Source organism: Agrobacterium sp. SUL3 (assembly GCF_001263295.1).
Taxonomy (GTDB): Bacteria; Pseudomonadota; Alphaproteobacteria; order Rhizobiales; family Rhizobiaceae; genus Agrobacterium; species Agrobacterium tomkonis.
This window is the reverse complement of sequence record NZ_KQ414514.1, coordinates 45,008-67,352: the sequence shown is the minus strand read 5'-3', so window position 1 is coordinate 67,352 and position 22,345 is coordinate 45,008. Positions and strand designations below refer to the sequence as shown.

At 60.5% G+C, this 22,345-nt stretch carries 19 protein-coding genes; 5 read left to right on the top strand and 14 right to left on the bottom strand.

Features of this window, described 5'->3' with window-relative positions; translation table 11 throughout:
• Position 1: 1 nt before the first annotated feature.
• From AKG12_RS23165 to AKG12_RS23150, 4 genes are all read right to left on the bottom strand, one after another.
• Positions 2-997 carry an ABC transporter permease gene (locus AKG12_RS23165; protein WP_052820584.1) on the bottom strand — a complete coding sequence of 332 codons (996 nt, stop codon included), beginning with the start codon at positions 995-997 and terminating at the stop codon, positions 2-4.
• Positions 994-2,010, bottom strand: a complete 1,017-nt coding sequence (locus AKG12_RS23160; protein WP_052820583.1) for an ABC transporter permease — start codon at positions 2,008-2,010, stop codon at positions 994-996. The genes AKG12_RS23165 and AKG12_RS23160 overlap by 4 nt, the downstream gene beginning before the upstream one ends.
• On the bottom strand, positions 2,003-3,493 hold the full coding sequence (locus AKG12_RS23155) for a sugar ABC transporter ATP-binding protein (RefSeq protein ID WP_052820616.1): 1,491 nt from the start codon (positions 3,491-3,493) through the stop codon (positions 2,003-2,005). Before AKG12_RS23155 ends, AKG12_RS23160 begins: the two co-directional genes overlap by 8 nt.
• A gap of 116 nt (positions 3,494-3,609) precedes the next feature.
• Positions 3,610-4,587, bottom strand: coding sequence for a substrate-binding domain-containing protein (locus AKG12_RS23150; protein WP_046801275.1), 978 nt, complete (start codon positions 4,585-4,587; stop codon positions 3,610-3,612).
• Between the two features lie 237 nt (positions 4,588-4,824).
• Between AKG12_RS23150 and AKG12_RS23145 the strand changes: the two genes are divergently transcribed.
• A complete protein-coding gene (locus AKG12_RS23145) occupies positions 4,825-5,904 on the top strand; it encodes a LacI family DNA-binding transcriptional regulator (protein WP_052820582.1) in 1,080 nt (359 codons plus the stop codon).
• Positions 5,905-6,021: 117 nt separating this feature from the next.
• The gene (locus tag AKG12_RS23140; protein WP_046801320.1) at positions 6,022-6,351 is read left to right on the top strand and encodes a tetratricopeptide repeat protein; all 330 of its coding nucleotides are present in this window, start codon (positions 6,022-6,024) and stop codon (positions 6,349-6,351) included.
• Here AKG12_RS23140 and AKG12_RS23135 read toward each other — a convergent pair.
• The 5 genes from AKG12_RS23135 to AKG12_RS23115 form a co-directional block, all read right to left on the bottom strand.
• Positions 6,332-7,918: an ABC-F family ATP-binding cassette domain-containing protein gene (locus tag AKG12_RS23135; protein WP_052820581.1), complete on the bottom strand. Its 1,587-nt coding sequence runs from the start codon at positions 7,916-7,918 to the stop codon at positions 6,332-6,334. The two genes, AKG12_RS23140 and AKG12_RS23135, sit on opposite strands and share 20 nt — an antisense overlap.
• A gap of 179 nt (positions 7,919-8,097) precedes the next feature.
• Positions 8,098-9,888, bottom strand: coding sequence for an ABC transporter ATP-binding protein (locus tag AKG12_RS23130; protein ID WP_052820615.1), 1,791 nt, complete (start codon positions 9,886-9,888; stop codon positions 8,098-8,100).
• Between the two features lie 460 nt (positions 9,889-10,348).
• The gene (locus tag AKG12_RS23125) at positions 10,349-11,338 is read right to left on the bottom strand and encodes a Bug family tripartite tricarboxylate transporter substrate binding protein (RefSeq protein WP_052820580.1); all 990 of its coding nucleotides are present in this window, start codon (positions 11,336-11,338) and stop codon (positions 10,349-10,351) included.
• 102 nt (positions 11,339-11,440) lie between these two features.
• Positions 11,441-12,136: a superoxide dismutase gene (locus tag AKG12_RS23120; RefSeq protein ID WP_052820579.1), complete on the bottom strand. Its 696-nt coding sequence runs from the start codon at positions 12,134-12,136 to the stop codon at positions 11,441-11,443.
• Positions 12,137-12,295: 159 nt separating this feature from the next.
• Positions 12,296-12,634: a GCG_CRPN prefix-to-repeats domain-containing protein gene (locus AKG12_RS23115; RefSeq protein WP_046801270.1), complete on the bottom strand. Its 339-nt coding sequence runs from the start codon at positions 12,632-12,634 to the stop codon at positions 12,296-12,298.
• 187 nt (positions 12,635-12,821) lie between these two features.
• Here AKG12_RS23115 and AKG12_RS23110 point away from each other — a divergent pair, with 187 nt between their 5' ends.
• Positions 12,822-13,022 carry a hypothetical protein gene (locus tag AKG12_RS23110; protein WP_046801318.1) on the top strand — a complete coding sequence of 67 codons (201 nt, stop codon included), beginning with the start codon at positions 12,822-12,824 and terminating at the stop codon, positions 13,020-13,022.
• Between the two features lie 6 nt (positions 13,023-13,028).
• Here the strand turns inward: AKG12_RS23110 and AKG12_RS23105 are convergent, their stop codons facing one another.
• The 4 genes from AKG12_RS23105 to AKG12_RS23090 all read right to left on the bottom strand — a co-directional run bounded on the left by AKG12_RS23105 (position 13,029) and on the right by AKG12_RS23090 (position 18,572).
• Positions 13,029-14,090 carry an ABC transporter ATP-binding protein gene (locus tag AKG12_RS23105; RefSeq protein WP_052820578.1) on the bottom strand — a complete coding sequence of 354 codons (1,062 nt, stop codon included), beginning with the start codon at positions 14,088-14,090 and terminating at the stop codon, positions 13,029-13,031.
• The gene (locus tag AKG12_RS23100) at positions 14,087-16,318 is read right to left on the bottom strand and encodes an ABC transporter permease (RefSeq protein WP_052820577.1); all 2,232 of its coding nucleotides are present in this window, start codon (positions 16,316-16,318) and stop codon (positions 14,087-14,089) included. Before AKG12_RS23100 ends, AKG12_RS23105 begins: the two co-directional genes overlap by 4 nt.
• An 85-nt stretch (positions 16,319-16,403) precedes the next feature.
• A complete protein-coding gene (locus AKG12_RS23095) occupies positions 16,404-17,429 on the bottom strand; it encodes an ABC transporter substrate-binding protein (protein ID WP_046801267.1) in 1,026 nt (341 codons plus the stop codon).
• Between the two features lie 114 nt (positions 17,430-17,543).
• The gene (locus AKG12_RS23090; protein ID WP_502688814.1) at positions 17,544-18,572 is read right to left on the bottom strand and encodes an ABC transporter substrate-binding protein; all 1,029 of its coding nucleotides are present in this window, start codon (positions 18,570-18,572) and stop codon (positions 17,544-17,546) included.
• 210 nt (positions 18,573-18,782) lie between these two features.
• Between AKG12_RS23090 and AKG12_RS23085 the strand changes: the two genes are divergently transcribed.
• Both AKG12_RS23085 and AKG12_RS23080 read left to right on the top strand, forming a co-directional pair.
• On the top strand, positions 18,783-19,529 hold the full coding sequence (locus AKG12_RS23085; RefSeq protein WP_052820575.1) for a response regulator transcription factor: 747 nt from the start codon (positions 18,783-18,785) through the stop codon (positions 19,527-19,529).
• Positions 19,526-21,643 (top strand): sensor histidine kinase, encoded by a 2,118-nt coding sequence (locus AKG12_RS23080; RefSeq protein ID WP_052820574.1) that lies wholly within the window; start codon positions 19,526-19,528, stop codon positions 21,641-21,643. Before AKG12_RS23085 ends, AKG12_RS23080 begins: the two co-directional genes overlap by 4 nt.
• 30 nt (positions 21,644-21,673) lie before the next feature.
• Here AKG12_RS23080 and AKG12_RS23075 read toward each other — a convergent pair whose 3' ends face one another.
• A complete protein-coding gene (locus AKG12_RS23075) occupies positions 21,674-22,288 on the bottom strand; it encodes an ankyrin repeat domain-containing protein (RefSeq protein WP_082179018.1) in 615 nt (204 codons plus the stop codon).
• Positions 22,289-22,345 lie beyond the last annotated feature (57 nt).

The window sequence follows — 22,345 nt, the reverse complement described above, 5'->3', positions numbered from 1 at the left end:
GTCATACCTTCTTTCTGAGAGATGCGAAGTAGCTTGAAAACAGGCCGCGCGCGGCCATGACGACAATCATCAGCACACCCCACAGCGCCGTTGCCAGATGCTGGTTGGCGCCGAGAAGGTTGAGCCCGGACGACAGAAGTTGCAGAACGATCAGCGCGACAAAGACGGGCAGCACACGGCCGAAGCCGCCGAATGGATTGATGCCGCCGAGGAACGCCGCCAGTACCGTGATCAGCAGGTAGGATTCACCGTGTCCCACACGCACCGAGTTGAAACGGGCAAGCATGATGATGCCGGCAACGGCACACATCAGACCCGAGAGCGTGTAGACGAGCACCTGGATCTTGCGGGTGTTGAGACCGGAATAACGCGCCGCCTCGATATTGGAGCCGATCATCAACAGACCGAAACCGAGCTTGGTGCGGGTCAGGAGTACGTGCCACAGCCCGACACAGGCGATGAAGATCAGCAGCGGGATGGGCAGCCCGAAAAGCGTGCCGTGACCAAGCGGCGCCATATAGGCCGGAAAACCGGAAACATCGCCGCCACGCGTCAGAAACTCCCCGAGCCCGCGCAGGAAAATCATCATCGACAGGGTGACGAGGATCGGGTGCGCGCGGGTATAGGCAATTGCCGCGCCGGTCATGGCGCCGGCAGCGCCGCCGGTGGCAAGGGCGGCAAGGCAGGCGAGCAGGAAGGCGCTCGGCGGTGCGTCCACGCCGCCATGGGCCTGCAGCACCCAGGCGGCCGCCAGCCCCGACAGATTGGCGGCGAAAGTGACCGAAAGATTGATCCCGCCGGTCAGCAGTGGCAGCAGCATCGCCAGTGTCAGCAGACCGAGTTCCGGCAACTGAAAGGCGACCGAACCGAATGTGGCGAGCGACAGGAAATTATCCGCCAGCGTCCCGAAGATGAGCATGACCGCGACAAAGGCAATCACCGGCCCGGCCATGTCAGCGCCGAAAATCGCGTTGAATTTGCGAACGAAGCTGCTCATCGCTGCGCACTCCCCTTGTTTGCGGAGGTTCGGAAGGCCGCCGGCAGCAGCTTGTCGAACCGGGTGGAGGACAGCGTGATTGCGATGAGAATGATCGCGCCGACGATCATCTTGAATGCAAAGGGAGACACGCCCATCAGGTTGAGGCCGTTCTGAGTGATGGACACCATCAGCACCCCGAGCACGCAGCCGATGACCGAACCCTTGCCGCCGCCAAGCCGCGCACCACCAAGCACAGTTGCGGCGAGAACATCCAGCTCGCGGCCATAAAGCGCGTTCGGCACGACCTCTTGCGCATAATGGGCCTGCATGAGACCGGCAATGCCCGCCATCAGGCCGAGCCAGCCGAAGGAAATATAATGCATGGCGCCGATATTGATGCCGAAGCGGCGTGCGCCTTCCGGATTGTCACCGAAAGCATAAAGCTTGCGGCCGACGGTGGTGCGCGAAATCATGAACCAGGTGGCGAGGCAGCAGAGGATCATAACCACGACCGGCAGCGTCAGCTCGACCCAGGAACCATCCGGCATCTCGCGCTCATAAAACACCACGCGGGTCGAAAGCCATTCCGGCAGATCGTAGATCGACACGCCCTTGGTGAAAAACATCAACAGCCCGAAGAAGATGTTGAAGGTGGAAATGGTCGCGACGATGGAAATGATATTGAGCCGCCAGACGAGGAAGGCGTTGACGAAGCCGAGACCAAGGCCGACGGCGCCGGCAATGATGAAACCTTCCGCCCAGTTTCCTCCGCCGAGCGCATTGAGCGCCAGAACGGTGACATATTGCACGACGGAAGCAGCAACGGCGAAGGAGATGTCGATACCGCCTGAAATCAACACGACAAGCAGGCCGACCGCAAAGATGATGTTGACCGCCGAGACATTCAGCACATCGAAGGCATTGGAGATGGTGAGGAAACGGTCGGTGGCGAAAGACAGCCCCGTGCATAGCAGCACCATGACCACAAGCAGCGTGAATTCGGTCGTATGTCCGAGGATGAGCCTACGCATAGATGGCGGACTCCAGTTCGGTAAGCGACACATGTCGCGGATCATGGGTGGCGTGGAACCGGCCTTCGACCATGTGGATGATCCTGTCAGTGTTGAAATAGACTTCCGGCGGTTCATCGGAGATGACGATGATCGAAAGACCTTCGGCGGCGAGCTTTCGGACAATTTCGAAAATTCCGGCGCGGGCACCGACATCGACACCCACCGTCGGCGCGTCCAGAATGAGGATTTTCGGCCCGATCGCCAGCCACTTGGCAATGGCGACACGCTGCTGGTTTCCGCCCGAAAGCGTGCGGATCGGGTCTTCCGGCAGGCCGATCTTGACGCCGAGCGCTGAAATCCAGCGGGAAACCACATCCGCCTTCTTCGATGGCGAGATAAGGCCACCCGTCAGCAAACGGTCGAGCGAGGCCATGACGAGATTATCGGCGATCGACTGGGGCTGATTGAGACCAAGTGCCAGCCGGTCTTCGGAAAGATAGGCGACGCCGGCCCGGATAGCATCCCGGTTGGAATGAAAATTCACTTTCTTCCCGTCGATCAGGATTTCACCCGATTGCGGCCGATGCATGCCGAAAAGGGTCAAGGCCAGTTCGGTGCGTCCGGCTCCCAGCAGGCCGGTAATCCCCAGCGTTTCGCCCCTCCTTAAATCGAAAGACACGTCTTCAAACTCACCTGCACGGCTGAGCCCGCGCACGGACAGAACGACCGGCTTGTCATCGTGATCGGCAGCTATGACGGCGCTGTCGAAATTACGGCCGGTCATCAGTTCGGTCACGCGTGACTGGGTCATGCCTTCAACCGGGAAGACACCGACAAGCGACCCATCGCGCAGCACGGTGATACGGTCCGAAATCTCAAGCACTTCCGCCAGCCGGTGCGAGACGAACACAACCGCGACGCCGGAGGCGGAGAGATTGCGGACGATATCGATCAGATAGTCCGTCTCAGATTGCGTCAGCGACGCGGTCGGCTCGTCCATGAAAACGAGGCGCGCTTCCCCGACCAGTGCACGGGCAATCGCCACGATCTGGCGTTGGGCAATGGGCAGTTCCTTCAGCGGCCGGTGAATATCGATCTCAACGCCGAGCCGAGCCAAAGCCTTCTCGGCAGCATTTTCAATCGCGCCTTTGTCGACCAGCCCATACCTGCCGTTTACCGCGTACTGAAAGCCGATATTCTCCGCCACCGACATTTCATCAAACAGCGCCAGATCCTGCCAGATCACCTGAATGCCAAGCGATTGCGCAAGTGTCGGGGTCATCGCGGCTATCGGCTTGCCGTCGAAATACAGTTCCGCATCGTTTTCGGGCGTATAAACGCCTGTGATGACCTTGATCAGCGTGCTTTTGCCGCAGCCGTTCTCGCCGGCCAGACAATGCACTTCACCCGGATTGACCTCGAAAGAAACGCCTTTCAGGGCGCGCACGCCGCCAAAGGTGACTTTGACATTTTTGAGGGACAGGAGCGGTTCTGCGCTCATGATAGCGTATCTCTCCTTTCGCCGCGAAAGCATCGCAGACGTGGCGCTCGGCATGTTTTCCTGAATGGGCGTCGCGCGGTTTTTTCCCCGCGCGACGCCTGCGGCTCTGGGGAGGATCAGAGGCCCATGGAAACGAGCTTGTCGATGCTTTCCTTGTCGATCTTCAAAAGCTGGTCGACGACGATGGTGTTACCCTCGGGGTTGATGGTGCCAAGACCTTCGATATTGTCGCCGGCCTTGGGTGTCTCGCCCTTGGCGATGCGGTCGGCGAGCGTGATGAACACCTCACCGGCCTGTTTCGGGTTCCACATGAAGCCGCCAGTCAGGGCACCGGATTTGATCAGCTTGGCACCCTGCCCCGGCGAAAACGGGCCGATGACGAAGACCTTGCCATCCTTGCGCCGCTCTTCCACGGCACGTCCGGCACCGATCGGCCCCTGCGAACCGAAGGCAAGGAAACCGCTCAGGTCGGCATTGGCGGACATCAGATCGAGCGCAGTCGACCGGCTCTTGTCGAGATCTTCGGCGACGCCGTAACGATCGCCGACAAGCTTCATGTCCGGATAATTGGCCTTGATATAGGCGATGGCGGCATCGGCCCAGGCATTGTGAAGCGGCACGGTGAGCGAACCGACAAAGACGGCATAAGAACCCTTGCCGCCCATCTTTTCCGCCAGAAGCTTGCCATGCGCTTCACCAAAACCCTTGGCGGAAGCCAGTTCGAAATCCCAGTCAGCGCCGAGCTGCTTGGGCGATTCATGGGTGATGACCTTGATGCCGGCGGCCTGGGCCTTCTTCAGCACCGGCTCAAGCACCTTCGCATCATTCGGCACGACACCGATGAAATCGACCTTCTGGGCGATCAGGTCTTCGATGGCACGAACCTGCAGCGCCGGGTCGGCGCTGGTCGGGCCAACCATGAAACCGTCAACGCCGAGCTTCTTGCTCTGCTCCTTGATGCCGGCTTCCATGGCGTTGAACCACGGAATACCGCCGATCTTGACGACGACGCCAACCTTCGGCCCTTCGGCGAAGGCCGCGGATGAGAGCAGCGCAAGCGACAGGCCGAGCGCCGCAGCAATAATTTTCTTCATGATGTTCCTCCTCAAAAAATCGGCAAACGAAATCCGCCGCAGCCAGTTTTTCCCTGCCGCGCTTCAAATCTCTCATCTCGCTTATTCGAGACTCTCCCTTGCCACTCCCATAGCAACCATCCTGCACAATCGATATTGCCAATTTGCACAATCGATGGTGCAATAACCATATCATGAAGCTCCCTTCCGTCAAGGGGATGCGTGCTCTAATAATCGGAATCAGCTGGGGAGATCGAAGTGACAGGCATAAGTTCCAAGAAAGCCACCATTTATGACTTGTCGCTATTATCTGGCGCGTCCGCCTCGACAGTGAGCGCGGTGTTGAACGGATCATGGCGCAAGCGACGGATTTCGGAGGAAACCGCAGACAGGATACTCTCGCTCGCCAAGGCACAACGCTACACCACCAACCTGCAGGCCCGCGGCCTCCGGAGCTCAAAGTCCGGTCTCGTCGGGCTTTTAGTGCCGGTTTATGACAACCGGTTCTTTTCATCGATGGCACAGACCTTTGAGGGGCAGGCACGCAAACGCGGCCTGTCACCCATGGTGGTTTCCGGGCGACGCGACCCCGAGGAAGAGCGCCGGACCGTCGAGACGCTGATCGCCTATTCGATTGACGCCCTGTTCATTGCGGGCGTCACCGATCCGGATGGCGTTCACCAGGTCTGCGCACGCGCCGCACTTCCCCACGTCAATATCGACCTGCCGGGCAAATTTGCGTCGTCCGTCATTTCCAATAACAGGCACGGCGCGGAAATCCTGACATCGGCAATCCTTGCCCATGCGGCAAAGGGTGGGTCGCTCGGTCCAGACGACGTCATCCTGTTCGGCGGTCATGACGACCACGCCAGCCGCGAGCGCATTGACGGCTTTCATGCCGCGAAAGCCGATTATTTCGGCGTGCAAAGTGGTGATGATATCGAGATCACCGGTTATTCTCCGCGCATGACGGAACTGGCCTTCGAACGCTTCTTCGAGCGCAGGGGCCGCCTTCCCCGCTGTTTCTTCGTCAATTCATCGATCAACTTCGAGGGGTTGCTTCGTTTCATGGGACGTCACGACGGCGAGGCATTCGGCGACATCGTCGTCGGCTGTTTTGACTATGACCCATTCGCGTCTTTTCTTCCCTTTCCAGTTTACATGATCAAACCCGATATTGCGCAAATGCTCGAAAAAGGGTTCGAACTGCTCGAAGAGAACCGCGCAGAGCCGGAAGTCACCATTATCGAACCGCAGCTCATTCCCCCGCGCACCGCCCTTGAAGGGCCGCTTGATGATATCTGGGATCCGGTCGCGGTACGCCGCATGTCAATGTGAAACGTTCCGCTCTATCAGCGGAGGTTTCCTCCGGAGAGGCGCCAATCTACGCTTGACCTCAACCGCACTTGACGCCGTATCGATTTGCATGAAGCCCACCATTGCAATGGAATGACGATGATTGAAAAGCTCCTGAAAATGCTGGAAGACGGTAAAGATGCCCCACTCCTGCGCTTTTCACTCGCAAAGGCCCTAATGGCCGCGCGGCAATTCGACGATGCGGCGCAACATCTGCGCGAGGCGGTTCACCAGGACCACGATTACTCAGCAGCCTGGGCGGCACTTGGCGAATGCCTTATGCATCTCGGAGACGATGACGGTGCCGTTGCCGCGTGGGTTGAAGGCAGCGCGGTCGCCATGAAAAAGGGTGACATCCAGGCAAAACGGCAGATGGACGTCCGGCTTCGGCGTGCGCAATCACGACGCCTCACGGTCCGCCAAGGGTAAGCCGCCGATCGATGCCAATCTTGCCAAGAAATGCCTCATCATGGCTGACAACCAGGAGCGCTCCGTCATAGGCTCGCAGGCCGGCCTCCACGGCCGCGATGGAATCGATATCCAGATGGTTTGTCGGTTCATCGAGGATCAGCAATTGCGGCGGCTGCGGGCCACAAAGAACGCAGGCGAGACCCGCGCGCAGCATCTGTCCACCCGAAAGCGTTCCGACGATCTGCAAGGCGGCATCGGCACGAAACATGAAGCGGGCAAGCGCTGCCCTGCAGGCGTTCTCTCCGGCCTGCGGGTTGAGTTGAAGGAAATTGTCGCGGATCGACAGCTTCGGATCCAGCAGGCTGACCTGCTGGTCCAGAAAGACGGACGTCACACCGAGGTGGACCGTTCCTGACAACGGCGTCAGTTCATTCCTGATCACGGAAAGCAGCGTCGTTTTTCCCGATCCGTTCGGGCCTGTCACGGCCACGCGCTGCGGGCCGGTGATTTCGAAGGACAGATCGGCGAACACGGGCTGTTTTCCCGAATATCCTGCGGTCAGGTTTTGCAGGCTCAATACGGTCCTGGTTGCGTGCAACCCGCTGGGTGGCAGGGTGACAGTAAGGTCCTGAAGGACTTCGATCCGCTGTCGCGCCGTCTGCAAATCATCGGTCGCTTCGGCTTTCAGACGACTGGCGAGATTGGCATTGTCGCCGCTGGTGTTTTCGGCACGCCTTTTCATGCCACCGGCGGCAATGCGCGGCATATCCCCCTTTGCCGCTTTTGCGGCGCCCTTTGCGTCGCGACGGGCCTTGCGTTCCAGTGCCTCCTGCGACCGTCGCCTGACCTCGGACAGGCGCTTTTCGGCGCTGGCAAGGTCCTGTTCGGCGGCGGCCAGTTCCAGTGCCTTTTGCGCACGGTAATGGCTCCAGTTGCCGCCATAACGGGATGCGCCCAGCGTCGTCATTTCGACGATCGCATCAAACGTATCGAGAAGTTCCCGATCATGGCTGACGACAATCGCTCCGCCACGCCAACCGGCCAGAAAATCGGCAACGAACAGACGACCGTCACGGTCGAGATTGTTGGTCGGCTCATCGAGGATCAGAAAGTCCGGGGCGGCATGGATCTGGGCTGCAAGTGCCGCCCGTGTGCGCTGCCCGCCGGACAATGCCGAAAGCAGCGTTGACGGCGAAGCGTCCAACCCGACATCAGCCAGCGCATCGGCGATTCTTTCCTCCAGCATCCAGTCAACGTCACCAAGCTCCTCCAGCGTCGCCTGCCCCGCCTCGGCGCGGGAAAGAACCTTGAGCGCCTCCCGCGCGTTGAAAAGATCCGCGACGGTCTCCCCGGGCATGACCTGCACGATTTGCCTGAGAACGCCGATCCGGCCGGAGACGGCCACCGTGCCGGCGGACGGCGACAATTCGCCGGCAATCAGCTTCAGAAGCGTCGTCTTGCCAACGCCGTTACGCCCGACAAGGCCGGCTCGTTCGAGGCCGAAGCGAAGATTGATGTTGGAAAAGAGCGGATGACCGTCAGGCGTGGACCATGAGAGGTCTGAAAGGGTGATGGAACAAGGCATGGATATGGTTTCTCCGGATGACAAGGCGTTGCGGCTTTGTGATCGGGTTGAAATCCATGGTTCACCGTCCTGTTGGTATTGCGGAGAGAGCGCTACTAATGGAAAAAAGCGGCGCGTTCGTGGCGCAGGTTTGAAGTTGCCATGAAACGCCGGAGGGTGAACTCCGGCGTTTCATTGTTTCAGGCCACCAGGCCCTTGGTCAGTTCCAGCGCCTGCCGCTCGAACAGCCGGCGATAGATGCCGTCATTGAGGCGGATAAGCGCCTGATGGTCGCCTTCTTCGACAATCTTGCCCTTGTCGAACACCAGCAGCCGGTCCAGCGCCCTGACCGTGGAGAGCCGGTGCGCGATGACGAGCGTCGTGCGGCCATCCATCAGCCGTTCCATGGCCTGCTGGATCTGCACTTCGCTTTCGCTGTCGAGGCTCGAAGTGGCCTCGTCAAGGATCAGCACCGGTGCATCCGCAAGGAAGGCACGGGCAATGGCGACGCGCTGGCGTTCCCCGCCCGAGAGCTTGACGCCGCGTTCGCCGACCATGGTCTCATACCCTTTTGGAAGGGACATGATGAACTCATGGGCGCTGGCCTGTTTTGCCGCCTGCTCGATTTCCCGTCTTGAGGCACCCGGCCGGCCATAGGCGATGTTTTCCGCCAGCGTGCGGTGGAACAGGATGGGTTCCTGCTGCACGATGGCGATCTGGCCGCGCAGGCTTGATTGCGTGACACCGGCGATATTCTGCCCGTCAATGCGGATTGCCCCCGACTTGATGTCGTAAAGGCGCTGGATGAGCTTGACGAAGGTTGTCTTGCCCGAGCCGGAATGGCCAACCAGCCCCACACGCTCGCCCGGCTTGATGGTGACCGAGAAGTCATCATAAAGCGGGGTGGGATGCGCGCCATATTGGAACGTGACGTGATCGAAGACGATCTCGCCCCTGCCGATATCAAGCCGCGCGGCATCCGGCCTGTCTTCGACGCCAAGCGGCATCTTGTCCAGCAGCACCAGCTCTTCCATGTCGTTGACGGCGCGTTGCAGGTTGCGGATATCCTGCCCCACATCACGCAGATAACCCTGCAACACGAAGAACATGGCAAGCACGAAGGTGATATCACCCGGCGTCGCCAGCCCCTGTCGCCACATGATGAGACCGGTGCCGAGAATGCCGGCCTGCATGGACACCATCATGAAGCTCTGAATGGTGCCATTCAGCGTACCGCGCCGCCATGTCCTGCGCGTGCGGTTATCCCATTTCACCAGCACATGGCCCAGCCGCGTTTCCTCACGCGTTTCAGCGCCAAAGGCCTTGACGACCGAGTTGCAGCTGATGGCATCCGCCAGCGCCCCGCCAAGCCTTGTATCCCAGGCATTGGCAAGCCGTGCCGCAGGCGACACATAGCCCATGGAAAGAGCCACGGTGACACCGACATAGATCAGCGAGCCCAGGCCGACGATGAGGCCCATGACCGGCCAGTAGCTGCCCAGCACGATGGTGGCGCCGACCAGCATCACGAGGGACGGCAGAAGCGCGATGAGCAGCAGGTCGTTCAGCGAATCCAGCGCCCACATGCCACGCGTGATCTTGCGCACCGTAGAGCCGGCAAAACTGTTGGCATGCCAGTCAGTCGAGAAACGCTGCACCTTGTGGAAGCCGTTATTGGTGACGTCAGCCATGGTTTTCAGCGTGAGCCTGATGATGCCGTTAAAGATGAACCAGCGCAGCACCACGCTGGTGAGACCCAGCGACACCACGATGACAAAAGCGTGCAGCGCCTTGTCCGCCCCGTTGCCGCCGGCAATGGCATCAACGATCTGGCCGGAAAAAACCGGCACCATGACTTCGGCCAGCGTGCTGGCAATGACCAGCACGATGATGAAACCCACCAGTGCCGGCCGGTGGCTCCAGTGGTGAAAAACAAAGCCGAGCACATGACGATAGGCATCGGCGCGGAAATCGAACTTCTTGCGAGACATTTTAACCAGCACGGCGCCAGAAAATCGGCAACCGGTCCTCAAAACGGAAGTTGGATGGCACAGCCCGGACGGGAGACGAAATGATCCCGTCAGATCAATCGGGCTATGAAGGAAAAAACCGCATGTCGGGCGCGCGCAGGGCGGGCCGCGAATGGATATGACCTAGTGTCGGGTCATTCCCTGCGGGAGGTTTTCGGTGAATGCTGGTGTCATGCAACGCCTCCCTTTGTTTGATCTGACGCGGTGATACATTTTGTAGCTGAGTGATTTGAGCTTGCCAAGCGGGTTTTTGCAACCTTATGGCAAGTGATGCGGAAACGACACATTGGCCGATGTGGCAGGCCCGTTCCTGGCCGGTCAATGACGGCTTCGGTTACGGTTCTGCAGTGGCAGCTGGTGCTGCGCACCCCAGCACGGGGTGCGCAGCGAGGTATCGAAGGACCGGGATTAGCGCTCCCGATCAGTCCATCTGCACATTTGCATTTTTGACGACCGGTTCCCACTTGGCGATTTCGGCCGCAACGTGGCTCTTCAGTTCATCGGGTGACGAAGCAACGATCTTGGCGCTGAACTCCGCCATGCGCGCGGCCACATTCGGATCGGCAAGCGCTTTCTTGGCGGCGGCATTGAGCTTGTCGATCGCATCGGCAGGCGTGCCGGCAGGCGCAAAGAGCGCATTCCAGGTGTAGGTTTCATAACCCGGCACTGTCTCGGCAATGGTCGGCATATCCGGGAAGGATGAAGCGCGCTCAGTGGTTGTCACACCAAGCGCCCGCAATGTGCCGGACTTTATGTGGCCTGACGACGACGGCAGATTGTCGAACATGATCGAAATCTGGTTGCCGAGAAGATCGTTGAGCGCCGGGCCTGCTCCCTTATAGGGAACATGCTGCATGCTGACACCAGCCATGCTCTTGAACAGTTCGCCTGAAAGATGCAGCGGCGTGCCATTGCCGGAAGAGGCATAGGCATATTTGTCTGGCTCGGCCTTGAGAAGCGCAATCAGTTCCGCAACGCTGTTGACGTTGAGCTTCGGATTGACGACCAGCACATTCGGCACCACCACCAGCAAGGAAACCGGGGCGAAATCCTTTTCCGGATCGTAAGGCTTTGTTTTGAGGATGAGCGGGTTGAGCGCATGGGTCGCAACCGTGCCCATCAGGATCGTGTAGCCGTCCGGTTCTGCCCGGGCGACACGGTCGGCGCCGAGATTGCCACCGGCGCCGGCGACATTTTCAACAACGATCTGATGGCCAAGCTCATCGCCCATCTTCTGCGCGATGACACGCGCCACCACATCGGTGGAGCCGCCCGCAGCGAAAGGCACGACCAGCGTAATGGTCCGATCGGGAAAACCCTCGGCGCTCGCCGTCATTCCCAGCATGCAAAAAGAAGCTGCCGTAGCGGCAAGCTTCAACACCATGCGCCGTTTCGAAAACCGGTAATTCATGAACCCTCCTGTAACATGGCCTCCCCGCCATGCCGGCATAGTAGCTCAAAAGCACCTCGGGGCAAGCCATTGGTGTTACGGGAGGGGACGAGTGTACCGGTCTCAGGCTTTGACGCGTTCTTCGACGACCCGCCAGTTCACCAGGTTGTCCAGCACGGCGCGGATATGTTCGGGCTTGCGATTTTCATAATCGACGTAATAGGCGTGTTCCCAGATATCGATGCCCAGGTAGGCGGGACGACCGACGGCGACCGGGTTCTTGCCGTCTTCATATCCGATGAGCGCAAGCTTGTTATCGTCGCCGCGTGTCAGCCATACCCAGCCGGTACCGAAGACCGTGTCGGAAACATCCACCGCCCTTTTGATGAAGCCTTCATAGTCACCGAAGGTTTCGTTGACCTGGGCCGCTAGATCGCCGGTCGGCCGGTTGGGTCCGCCGGGAACGAACTGATCCCAATAGGCAACGTGGTTCCACGCCTGAGCGGCGTTGTTGAAAATCTTGATATCGTCAGCGTCCTTCGATTTTGCAGATTCGGTGACGATTTCCACCAGTGCCATGTCGGCATAACGTGTGCCGACTGCCAGCGTGTTCAGCTTGTCGTAATAGGCCTTGTGGTGTTTACCGTAATGTAGGCCAACTGTTTTTTCGGAAATGACGGGCGCAAGATCGGCTTGGGCAAACGGGAGCGGTGGCTGCGCCAGCGGCAATGCGGCATGCGCCACGTACGGACGGGGGAAAATAGTGGCGGCGGCGGTGACCGCACCGGCTGCCAGAATGCTACGCCTTGAAATGTTCATGGTATCCTCCTTTGAATGTCGACATCCCGGGTTAACCCGCGAGCACCGCCGAGGTTTCCTCAATTCCAGTTGAATCGGGAATTGAGCCGTGGGTCGGCAGACAAAGGCATGATGTACGACAGGAGAAAGGCCCTCCCGGTTAAGAGAGGGCCTGGCCGATTACCAGCGATAATAATCGCGACGGTCACGCCATTCACGGTGTTCCCGCCAGTCGCGGCGATCTCGCCGTTCCCGCCATTCTCTGCGGGCCTGACGTTCGCGCCATTCGCGGCGGCCTTCCCAGCGGTCGCGCCTGTCCCAGCCGCGCTCATAACGCGGCGGGCCGTTTGGACGGCAATAGCCGCGCGGCGACAGATGAAAGCCACGTCCGCAGGCATAGTCGACGGTCTGAACATTGGATGTCGCGGGTGCAGATGGCTGACCCACGGGCATGGCGTTCGCGCCGGTGCCGAACAGGGCGCTGAGTATCATTCCTGCGCCAAAAATCATCTTACGCATGTCATCTCCCTCCTTATGGGATGTCGGGATTTAGCGCCCCGGCGGGTGAACTGCGGCTGAATGAATCTGGGTGTTTTTGTGGCAGGGCGCCGCACTTCATGGCGAGGACGTGGCCGCGCGCCTCCTGACGACCGGTTGCAGCAGCGCGGTTTTGATCGTAGGTCTCAAGGTCACGGGGAGATGGCGATTGGACATCAATCAGGACGAAAAGCACGAAACGAAACCGGCGGGCAGACGCCCGCTCTGGCCATGGCTGTTATTGGGGCTTTTCACGCTTCTGGCCATTCACCTCTATATGGAGGTGAATGCCATGATGGATGATCTCGCCCGCACCTGGAGTGACCTCGTGCAGCTGTTCTGGTGGATCATGCCCGATCCGCAGGACTGAAGCCCGTCACGACTGGATCAGCGCAATACCCCGGCTCCTGAAGCCGAGCGTGACATCGCTTTGCGGCGGCAGGCTCACCTCGACCGCATGGTCGACGATGAAGAGCGTGCCGATATCGGTCTCGACTTCATATTCGACATGGCCGCCGAGATAGGCGCTGTGCAGCACCCGGCCGGCAACCCCTTGCCCGCCTGCCTGGCCGATGGCAATCGAACCCGGACGCACGGCAAGCTTGGCCGGACCGGGTCTGGCATTGCGCGCCGAAACCTGATGATCGATGCCGCCGACGCGGATCAGCGCATCCGGCCCCTCAATGCTGATCACCTCACAGCCGACGACATTCGCCTCACCCATGAAATCGGCGATGAAGGCTGAGGCCGGTGCTTCGTAAAGATCGCGCGGCGCACCCGACTGGGCGATTTCGCCATCCTTCATCACAATGATTCTGTCCGAAACGGCCAATGCCTCGTCCTGATCATGCGTCACATAAACGGCGGTGAACCCCAGCCGCTGCTGCAATTCACGAATTTCGGTACGCACCCGGCGGCGAAGGCGGGCATCGAGGTTGGAGAGCGGCTCATCAAGCAGCAATACCTGCGGTTCCAGCACCAGCGCGCGGGCAACCGCGACGCGCTGCTGCTGGCCGCCGGAAAGTTCTGCCGGCAGGCGATGGCCCATGCCGGCGAGGCCGACGAGCTTCAACCCCTCTTCCGCCTTTTCCCGCGCTTCCGCCTTGCGCAATCCCGAGGATTGCAGGCCGTAAGCGACATTGTCGAGCGCCGTCATGTGCGGGAAAAGCGCATAGGACTGGAAGACCATCGAGACATCGCGCTCATTGGCAGGCAGCATGGTCACATCCTTGTCGCCGATGAGAATGCGGCCGCTGGTTGGATGTTCAAGACCTGCCAGCATACGCAGCGTCGTCGTCTTGCCGCAGCCGGAGGGACCGAGCAGGGTTACCAGCGTGCCGGGCTCGATGGTGAGCGACAGGTCGGGAATGGCGGTGAAGGCGCCGAAGGTCTTGCGGACATTCTGAAAGGTGACGGAGCCGGGCTTTACGGAAATCATGCGGTTTTCTCCTGGGCAAGAGGAACGGAGGAAGCGGATGGCAGGCCGGCGACGCGGTTTTCGCGCCGCAGGCGTCGCTCGCCAACAATGAGCTGGAAGCCGGTAATGACGGTGATCATCACCACGATCAGCATGGAGGAATAGGCGATCGCCACACCATATTCGCCGTTTTCGACGAGGCCGACGATGTAGGATGTCGCCATGTTGTACTGGGCGCTGACGAGGAAGATGACGGCGCTGATGGAGGTGATGGCGCGCACGAAGGAATAGACCAGCGCAGCCGTGATTGCGGGCCTCAAGAGCGGCAGGATGACCTTGCGGATGGTGCGGAAACTATTGGCCCGCAGCGTCAGCGAGGCCTCGTCGAGGCTCTTGTCGAGCTGGCTCATCGCCGCGATGCCGCCGCGCACGCCGACCGGCATGTTGCGGAATACGAAGCAGGCGATGAGGATCAGCGCCGAACCCGTCATTTCCACCGGCGGCAGGTTGAAGGCCATGATGTAGCTGACACCGATGACCGTGCCGGGAATGGCAAAGCTCATCATCAGCGCGAATTCGAACAGGTTCCGTCCGGCGAATTTCTGCCGCACGATGATATAGGCGGTGAGAAGACCGACGGCAGCGGTGAGCGGCGCCGAAACCAGCGCGATCTCCATCGTCGTCCAGAACGAGTTCCAGGCAACACCCGTCCAGGCAATCGAGCCGTTGGAGAAGCTGACGGAAAAAGCGCGGATGTAGTGATCGAAGGTCAGGGAATTATCGAGACCCCAGGTCTTCACGAAACCACCGACAAGGATCATGCCATAAACGACGATGGTGAAGACCATCCACGGTACGACGATGGCGTGAACACCGATGGACAGGCCGCGTGGCAGGGCGATATGCGCGCCGCTGTCGCCCTTGCCCGTCACCGTGGCGAAATTCTTGCCTGCCAGCCAGAAACGCTGGGCAAGGAAGGCCGAAAGCGTGAAGCACAGGAGGATGATAGCAAGCACCGCGGCGCGGGAGGGATCATTCTGCGAGCCGACGACAGCAAAGAAGATTTCCGTCGACAGCACGCCATGGGTTCCGCCAAGCACCAGCGGATTGCCGAAATCCGCCATGCTCTCGATGAAGCCGATCAGGAAGGCATTGGCGAGACCGGGCTTCATCAGCGGCAGCGACACCCGCCAGAAGGTGCGCCAGCGGTCGGCGCGCAGCGTCTGTGAGGCTTCTTCCATCGACGGGCTGACACCTTCGACCACGCCGATCAGCACCAGAAACGAGATGGGCGTGAAGGACAGAACCTGCGCGATCCAGATGCCGGTCATGCCATAAAGCCAGCGGCCCGGTTCGATGCCAAAGAGATAGGAAAGCCATTCGGTGACGACACCGGCGCGGCCGAAAAGCAGCGTCAAAGCAAGGCCGATAACAAAAGGCGGCGTGATGATCGGCAGAACGGTGAGAAGCCGCAGGCCCTTCTTGAAGGGAAAGCGGGTGCGGGTAGCGATCAGCGCAAAGCCAAGCCCGAGCACGGTCGAGCCGAAGGCGGTCATCAGGGCGAGAAACAATGTGCGCCAGGCAACGCCGCAACGCTCTTCGCCCGCCACGCAGCCAAGGCTCCAGATGCCGGGATCCTGGATATTACGAATGAAGCCATCGGCATTGAAGGAGCCGTCGAAATCCTGAACGGAGGCGATCAGCATGCTGCCGATCGGATAAAAGACAAAAACCGCGACGAGGAACACCAGAACGGAAATGGCGCCGACGACGAAAGCGTCGCCTTTCATGACGCCACGTTCGGCAAGCCCGAAGGCAAAAAGCAGCACGAAGACGAACGACATGACAACGGCCCCCGCCCCCATGGACGCCTGACCATCGGCAAGCATGCCGAAGAGGTTTTCACTCACCGTCCAGGTCCAGCCGGTAAAGCCGATCGCCAGCCCCTGCAAGGCAAGGAAAGCGAGACCGGCAGCTCCGATAAAGGCGAGCAACCCACCCCGGCGCATCGGATCACGCATTGGCCGGACAAGGCATGCGGCGAGAAAAAAGAGAACGATGCCGACAAGCCATGGTTTTCCATAGAACAGTATCTGCATCACGCCCGGCGCATTGCTGGCGGTGGAGAAAAATCCGGACAGCCAGCGGAAGCTGAAAAAGCCGCCTTCGATGCGATACCAGGGAAGAAGAATGAGGGCAAAAGCCCCGAGCGCCAGGACGATGTCCAGCCTGCGATTGCCACGTGTCATGGCCGACCTCGCTTATTTCATGCCGATGAAAGAGTGGCGGGCATCCCGGCTTAAAAAGCCGGGATGCCTGTCGCCGGAGTTAAGATCAGTTGGCGACCGCACCGACCTCGCGGTCCCAGCGTTCCAGCAACGCCTTGCGCTTGGCCGGATCGCCATAGGTCTTGAAGTCGTAGTCGATGAGCTTGATGTCCTCGAACTTCGGCGCTTCCTTCGGCACTTCCGCCGTCTTGTTGGAGGGAAGCTGGAAGGACTTGGCGTCCTTCATGCGCGACTGGACTTCCGGCTTCAGCGCCCAGTCGTACCAGGTCTTGGCATTGTCGAGGTTGCGGGCACCCTTGATGATCGACATGGAGCCGATCTCGTAACCCGTGCCTTCGCACGGCGCGATCGACTTGACGGGGAAGCCTTCCGCCGTCTGCGCCACCGCATCATGCATGAAGACGATGCCGAGCGCCGTCTCGCCGCGCGCCGCCGCCTTGACCGGTGCGGAACCCGACTTGGTATATTGCGAGATATTGACGTTGAGCTTCTTCAGATAGTCGATCGCCTGATCTTCACCCATGATCTGCGCGAGCGAGGCAAGCGCGGTATAGGCGGTGCCCGAAGAGTTCGGATTGGCGATCTGAATTTCGCCCTTCAGTTCCGGCGCCAGCAGGTCGGCCCAGCACTTCGGCTCCTTGTAACCCTTCGACTTGAAGATTTCGGTGTTGTAGCCCCAGCCCAGCGCACCGGCATAAACGCCGACAGTCCTGTAACCGGTGCTTTCGGCCTGTTTGACGGCCCAGTCCTGCAACTGGTCGAGCATCGGCGACTTGTATTCCAGCGTCAGGTTTTCCGAGGCCGCCTGCATATGCGGATCGCCGGTACCGGCCCACCAGATATCGGTCTTCGGGTTGCGGGCTTCCGCGCGCACCTTGGCATAGGTCTCGCCCGAAGACAGGCGCACCATATTGACCTTGATGTCGTGCGACTTTTCAAAATCGCCCTTCATCTGTTCGCAGATGACGACATCGGCCGAGCAGATCAGGTTCAGTTCGCCCGCCGCCTGCGCGGAAACGGCGCTCAGTGCCGTGCCGGCAAAAAGCAGGGTGGAAAGTATCGTCAGTCGCATGGTTATCCTCCTGTAGCTTGCGTCTGAATTCCTGGGCAGCGCGCGGACATGGCGCTGCCGGTCGCGGCGCCCTGCGGCGCGCACGCTGTCTTTTCAAGGTGTTGGTTTTTGGCCCTACTGGGTCTGGCTCGGGTGGATTTCGCTGTCGAAGCGGCTCAATAACCGACTTCGCTCTTCCGGCTGTCCGAAGGTGGCGAAGTCATAGTCCACCATCTTGATCATCGATATATCGGGTGCGGTGAGCGGCAATGTCGCCCGGGCGTTGGACGGCACCTGGTTCTGGCCCGCCGCAGCCCCGGTCGCCTGCCCTTCCGGGCTCAGCGCAAATTCCACGAAGGCCTGCGCAAGGGCCGTATTTCGGTTGCCCTTGACGATGCTGACCGCCCCGATCTCGTAACCGGTGCCTTCGCAGGGGGCGACGATGACCAGCGGAAACCCTTCGATCTTCTGGGTCACCGCGTCATGCATGAAGGAAATCCCGATCACGACCTCGCCCCGCGCCGCCGCCTTGACGGGCGCTGCACCCACCTTGGTATAACCGACGACATTCCGGTTCAGTTTCGTCATGAAACCGAAGGCCTCCTCCTCGCCGAACAGCTGCACCAGCGTGGCGAGCATGGTGAAGGCCGTGCCGGAATAGTTTGGATTGCCGGTCAGGATATGGCCGCGATAAATGTCCTTCGCCAGATCCTTCCAGCAAGTGGGAGCCGGCAGATTGTTTCTGGCGAGCAGTTCGGAATTATAGGCAAATCCCAGCGCTCCGGCATAAATGCCGGCTGACCTTGATCCGGACATGGCATAAAAATTCTGCGCCCAGGGCAACAGGTCCTGTGGATGCAGGGGTTGATACTCGTCCAGCAGCCCTTCCGAGCCGGCCTGCAAATGGGTATCGCCCGTGCCACCCCACCAGACGTCGACTGTCGGGTGGGATCGTTCCGCACGGATCTGGTCGAGGATTTCGCCCGTGCTTCTGCGAACCATCGAAATCTCAAGGCCCATCTTTGCCTCGAAGGCCCGCTGCATGGCCACGCACCAGGACTCGTCGACGCCGCACAGGACGTTCAACTTCGGCTCGGCCATGCCATGCCCTGCGCCGCACAGCCATAGAGCCATGCTCGCCGCAAGTGCGGTCAATCGTTTCACTTAAAGCCTCCCTGCCTGGAACCTCCCCGTTCCAGTCTCCACAAACAGCATGTCACATTCGGCCCGTACCGCAATCGAAGAATGGTTACCAATTTTTCACTGCACCGCCGAACAAGATTACAGATATTACAATTATGACGGGGGAGATAACCAGCGAGCCTTTGAAGATCGCTGCAGCCGCGCCTATGATGATGGCGGGAGGAAGATGCCGTGCTTAATCAGAAGGTTCGCATTCTGATCGTCGAGGACGATCCTGATATGGCCGAGCTTATCTCGGACCTCGTCGAGGCCGAGGGCTGGCTGCCCACCTGCGCCCGCTCCGCCGAGGAAGCGGACGAGATATTGGCGCGGGACAGGATGCAGCTGGTGCTCGTTGATCACAATCTGCCCGGTACATCCGGCCGCACTTTCGCCCAGCGGCTGCGCAGCAAGGTCGATAGCGATATCGGCATCGTCATGGTCACGGCCGCCGGCAGCGCCGCCGACAGGGTTCTCGGTCTGGAAACGGCCGCCGACGATTATGTGGTCAAACCCTTCGAACCCATCGAACTGACGGCACGGATCAAGGCCGTGTTGCGCCGAACGATCCCCTCGCTGAAACAGGAAAAGGACAGCGAGCGTGATCATGGCCGCACGGCGCTGCGCCTCGGCGACTGGGCGATCGATCTCGATGCCCGCCGGGCCGTCTGCCTTGCGGACCGCAGCCGCACGCTGACCAGCGCCGAATTCGCGCTGCTGGAAATTCTCGCCGAAACGCCCAACCAGCCCGTCAGCCGCTCGCAGATCCTCGACCGGCTGGGTTCGGAAAGCGACCGCTATATCGACCGCAATGTCGATGTGCTGGTGCTGCGGCTCAGGCGCAAGATCGAGATAAACCCAGACCTGCCGCGCCATATCAAGACGCGGCGCGGCAAGGGATATGTGCTCCATACCGACGAGGGCGAGCTTTCCCCGTGATCAGCCGTTCCTTCCTTTCCTCGATCGCGTTTCGCCTGCCCTTTGCGATCGTCTTTACCTGCGTCCTCGTCTTCAGCCTGTCGGCCATCGCCATTTATGGCCTGCAGCGCGCCCGCGATGAGATGGCGGCCTATGGCTTGCAGGCCTTTTCCAGTCTCGCCAAGGCGTCGCTGGTCTCCCGGCAGGTCTCCGATCTCGTCTCCAGCGCGCCTTTCCTGATGAATGCCGCCTCGCCCTATCGCGTTTCCAGCGAAAGCCGCTCCGTGGTCCAGCAGGTCGACCTGCTGCTGGAGATGACCGGGCCAGCCAGCGGGGAGCGGGCAGCACGCGGCTTTGCGAGCGAACGCATCGTCGAACTGCTCCAGCTTATCAGGGCGCAGACGCTCGATCTCGCCAAGGATGCCGATGCCGCGCAGGCCCACAAGGCGGAGGCAGCGGCGGCACTCGGCGAAATCGCTACCGGTCGCGGCATTGCAGACCCGGAACTGCGCCGGCGCATGAACGGCATCGTGCAGGCCGCCTCCGCATCCGACAGTCTTTTCCAGCTGGGCGAACTGCGCCGCCGCTACGTGGCGGAAACCACGGCCCGCCAGCAGGGTTACCCCGGCGAGCGGCTGCCTCTGGCCGAAATGCAGCCCTATGAGCGTGTCTTTGCGGCCCAGAGCCGTTACCTCCTGGAAATGTTCGCCATCCGCGCCTCGGTCTCCCGCCTTCACACCGTATCGCGCGATCTTTCCCATGTCACGGAAACCCAGGGCGATGCGGTTGCCCGCAGCCTGAACGAAGACCTGATCTCCACCTCCGATGCGCTCAGTCGCCTGCTGGTCATCGTGGCCGTCGCCTCCCTTCTGGTTCTGGTGGTGGCGATCCTCTCCATCCGCTCGGTAATGCGGGTGTCACGCGGGATCGCGGCGCTCTCCAACGGCATGAATGCGCTTGCCAAAGGCGAAAAGGATGTCGGCCCGCCTTCCTATAGCGGCTCGGAAACGGAGCTGATCCGTCTGCTTGACGCATTCCGCGCCTTTCATGACAGCGTCGACCGCGTCTCGCGCCTCAGGCGCACGGCGGAAGCGGCGGCCCGCACCATCCGCTCGACCTTCCGCAACATGAATGAGGGCATAGCGCTGTTTGATGCAACCGGCCGGCCGATCACCATGAACCGCCGCATCATCGAACTGGTCGGACGCTCCGGCTCGTCGCGAAAACTGCCGATCCGCCGGTTTGTCGAACCGGTCCCGGAAATCGATCCGATGCTTCTGCCGTTCGAGAGCGAAAAGGGCGCGTTGATGGAGCGCGCCGTTGTGCGCCACCGCACCGCGGACGAACGGGTGATCGAAGTATCGATGTCGCGCCAGCCGGATGGCGGCATCGTGCTGCTTGCCCGCGATGTCACGGCGCTCGACCGGCAGGAAGCGGAAGCCGTAAAGGCCCAGCGGCTTGACGGCATCATGCGCATGACCCACCAGGTCAGCCATGAGGTGGGCAACATGATCGGCATCATCACCGGCAGTCTGGGGCTTTTGGAGCGCGAGGCCGGGTTCAACGACCGCCAGAACCGCCACATCGCCCGTATCCGCAAGGCTGCGGATCGCGGCCGGTCTCTCGCCAGCAGCATGTTGACCATCGGCAGCCAGCAGCCGATCCATCCAAGCTCAATCAATGTCGCCAACCTGCTGCGCGGCATGGCCGATATCCTCGAGATCGCGGTCGGGCCCAAATGCCGGATCGCGCTCGATCTCGATGACAATCTTCCCACAATCCCGCTCGACCCCGCCCTCTTCGAGCAATCCATCCTCAACCTCTGCCTCAATGCCGCAGCCGCCATGCCTGATGGCGGCCTGATTTCAATCGAGGCGACCTGCGATAAGGATGCACTGGTGATATCAGTCACCGACGAGGGGATCGGCATGACGCCCGAGGCGGTGGACAAGGCGTTTGAGCCCTATTTCACCACCCGCGGAGACCATGGCGGCGCGGGCCTTGGCCTTGCCATGGTCTATGGCTTCGTTCGCCAGAGCGGCGGCGAGGCGCATATCAGTTCGAAACCCGGTGAAGGGGCGAAGGTTCAGCTGATATTTCCAGCAGGCACCGGGCTGGCGCAAAGGTCGGCCTGAAGCCGCTCGCGTGCTCGGCCAAGCGGCCGGTCAGTCCTTCGCGCCGGCGGCCTTAAGCAGTGCAACGATTTCCGTAAGCCCTCTTTCGCGGGCATGGGCAAGCGCGGTCCTTCCGTCAAAATCCTTCACTGCAACGTCAGCGCCGCCGGCAAGAAGCGACCGGACGATCCGCTGGGATACCGCCCCGCCATCTCTCAGGATTGTGACTTCAAGCAGGGCCGTCCACCCAAGCCGGTTGACGTGATCGACATCCAAACCGGCTGCAAGCAGCATATCAACGGCTTCCGGATGTCCCTTTTCGGCAGCCGGAATGAGGGCGGTGCCGCCAAAGCGGTTGGTGCTTTCAAGGTTTGCGCCCTTTTTCAGGATCATGCGCAGGATCTCGGTTCTGCCCTGCGCACCCGCCACCAGAAAGGGGCTGTCCTCGATATTGTCGCGGGCATCAACATCGGCACCGGCCTCGATAAGCAGGCGTGCCGCCGGCACATCATTTTGCCAGACGGCAACCAGAAGAGGCGTCTGGCCCTGCGCGTTCCGTTCTTCGGTGACGCCACTGTTTTTCAAAAGCTGTTCGAGCCTCGCGTGATCCTTCGCCGTTACGGCTTCCAGAACGGAAGCCTCAGCATTTGCGCCAAGGGCCATCATCAGCACTCCCCATAAAACCAGTCGTCGCATCGTCACCTCGAAAGAATGCCGGCACCG

Excerpts from the sequence above, each read along its gene's own strand:
- AKG12_RS23115 (WP_046801270.1), bottom strand. The coding sequence starts at position 12,634 with ATGCGTAAGATGATTTTTGGCGCAGGAATGATACTCAGCGCCCTGTTC.
- AKG12_RS23135 (WP_052820581.1), bottom strand. The coding sequence starts at position 7,918 with ATGCCTTGTTCCATCACCCTTTCAGACCTCTCATGGTCCACGCCTGAC.
- AKG12_RS23125 (WP_052820580.1), bottom strand. The coding sequence starts at position 11,338 with ATGAATTACCGGTTTTCGAAACGGCGCATGGTGTTGAAGCTTGCCGCT.
- AKG12_RS23105 (WP_052820578.1), bottom strand. The coding sequence starts at position 14,090 with ATGATTTCCGTAAAGCCCGGCTCCGTCACCTTTCAGAATGTCCGCAAG.
- AKG12_RS23075 (WP_082179018.1), bottom strand. The coding sequence starts at position 22,288 with ATGATGGCCCTTGGCGCAAATGCTGAGGCTTCCGTTCTGGAAGCCGTA.
- AKG12_RS23150 (WP_046801275.1), bottom strand. The coding sequence starts at position 4,587 with ATGAAGAAAATTATTGCTGCGGCGCTCGGCCTGTCGCTTGCGCTGCTC.
- AKG12_RS23095 (WP_046801267.1), bottom strand. The coding sequence starts at position 17,429 with ATGCGACTGACGATACTTTCCACCCTGCTTTTTGCCGGCACGGCACTG.
- AKG12_RS23155 (WP_052820616.1), bottom strand. The coding sequence starts at position 3,493 with ATGAGCGCAGAACCGCTCCTGTCCCTCAAAAATGTCAAAGTCACCTTT.
- AKG12_RS23165 (WP_052820584.1), bottom strand. The coding sequence starts at position 997 with ATGAGCAGCTTCGTTCGCAAATTCAACGCGATTTTCGGCGCTGACATG.
- AKG12_RS23160 (WP_052820583.1), bottom strand. The coding sequence starts at position 2,010 with ATGCGTAGGCTCATCCTCGGACATACGACCGAATTCACGCTGCTTGTG.
- AKG12_RS23100 (WP_052820577.1), bottom strand. The coding sequence starts at position 16,318 with ATGACACGTGGCAATCGCAGGCTGGACATCGTCCTGGCGCTCGGGGCT.
- AKG12_RS23130 (WP_052820615.1), bottom strand. The coding sequence starts at position 9,888 with ATGTCTCGCAAGAAGTTCGATTTCCGCGCCGATGCCTATCGTCATGTG.
- AKG12_RS23140 (WP_046801320.1), top strand. The coding sequence starts at position 6,022 with ATGATTGAAAAGCTCCTGAAAATGCTGGAAGACGGTAAAGATGCCCCA.
- AKG12_RS23120 (WP_052820579.1), bottom strand. The coding sequence starts at position 12,136 with ATGAACATTTCAAGGCGTAGCATTCTGGCAGCCGGTGCGGTCACCGCC.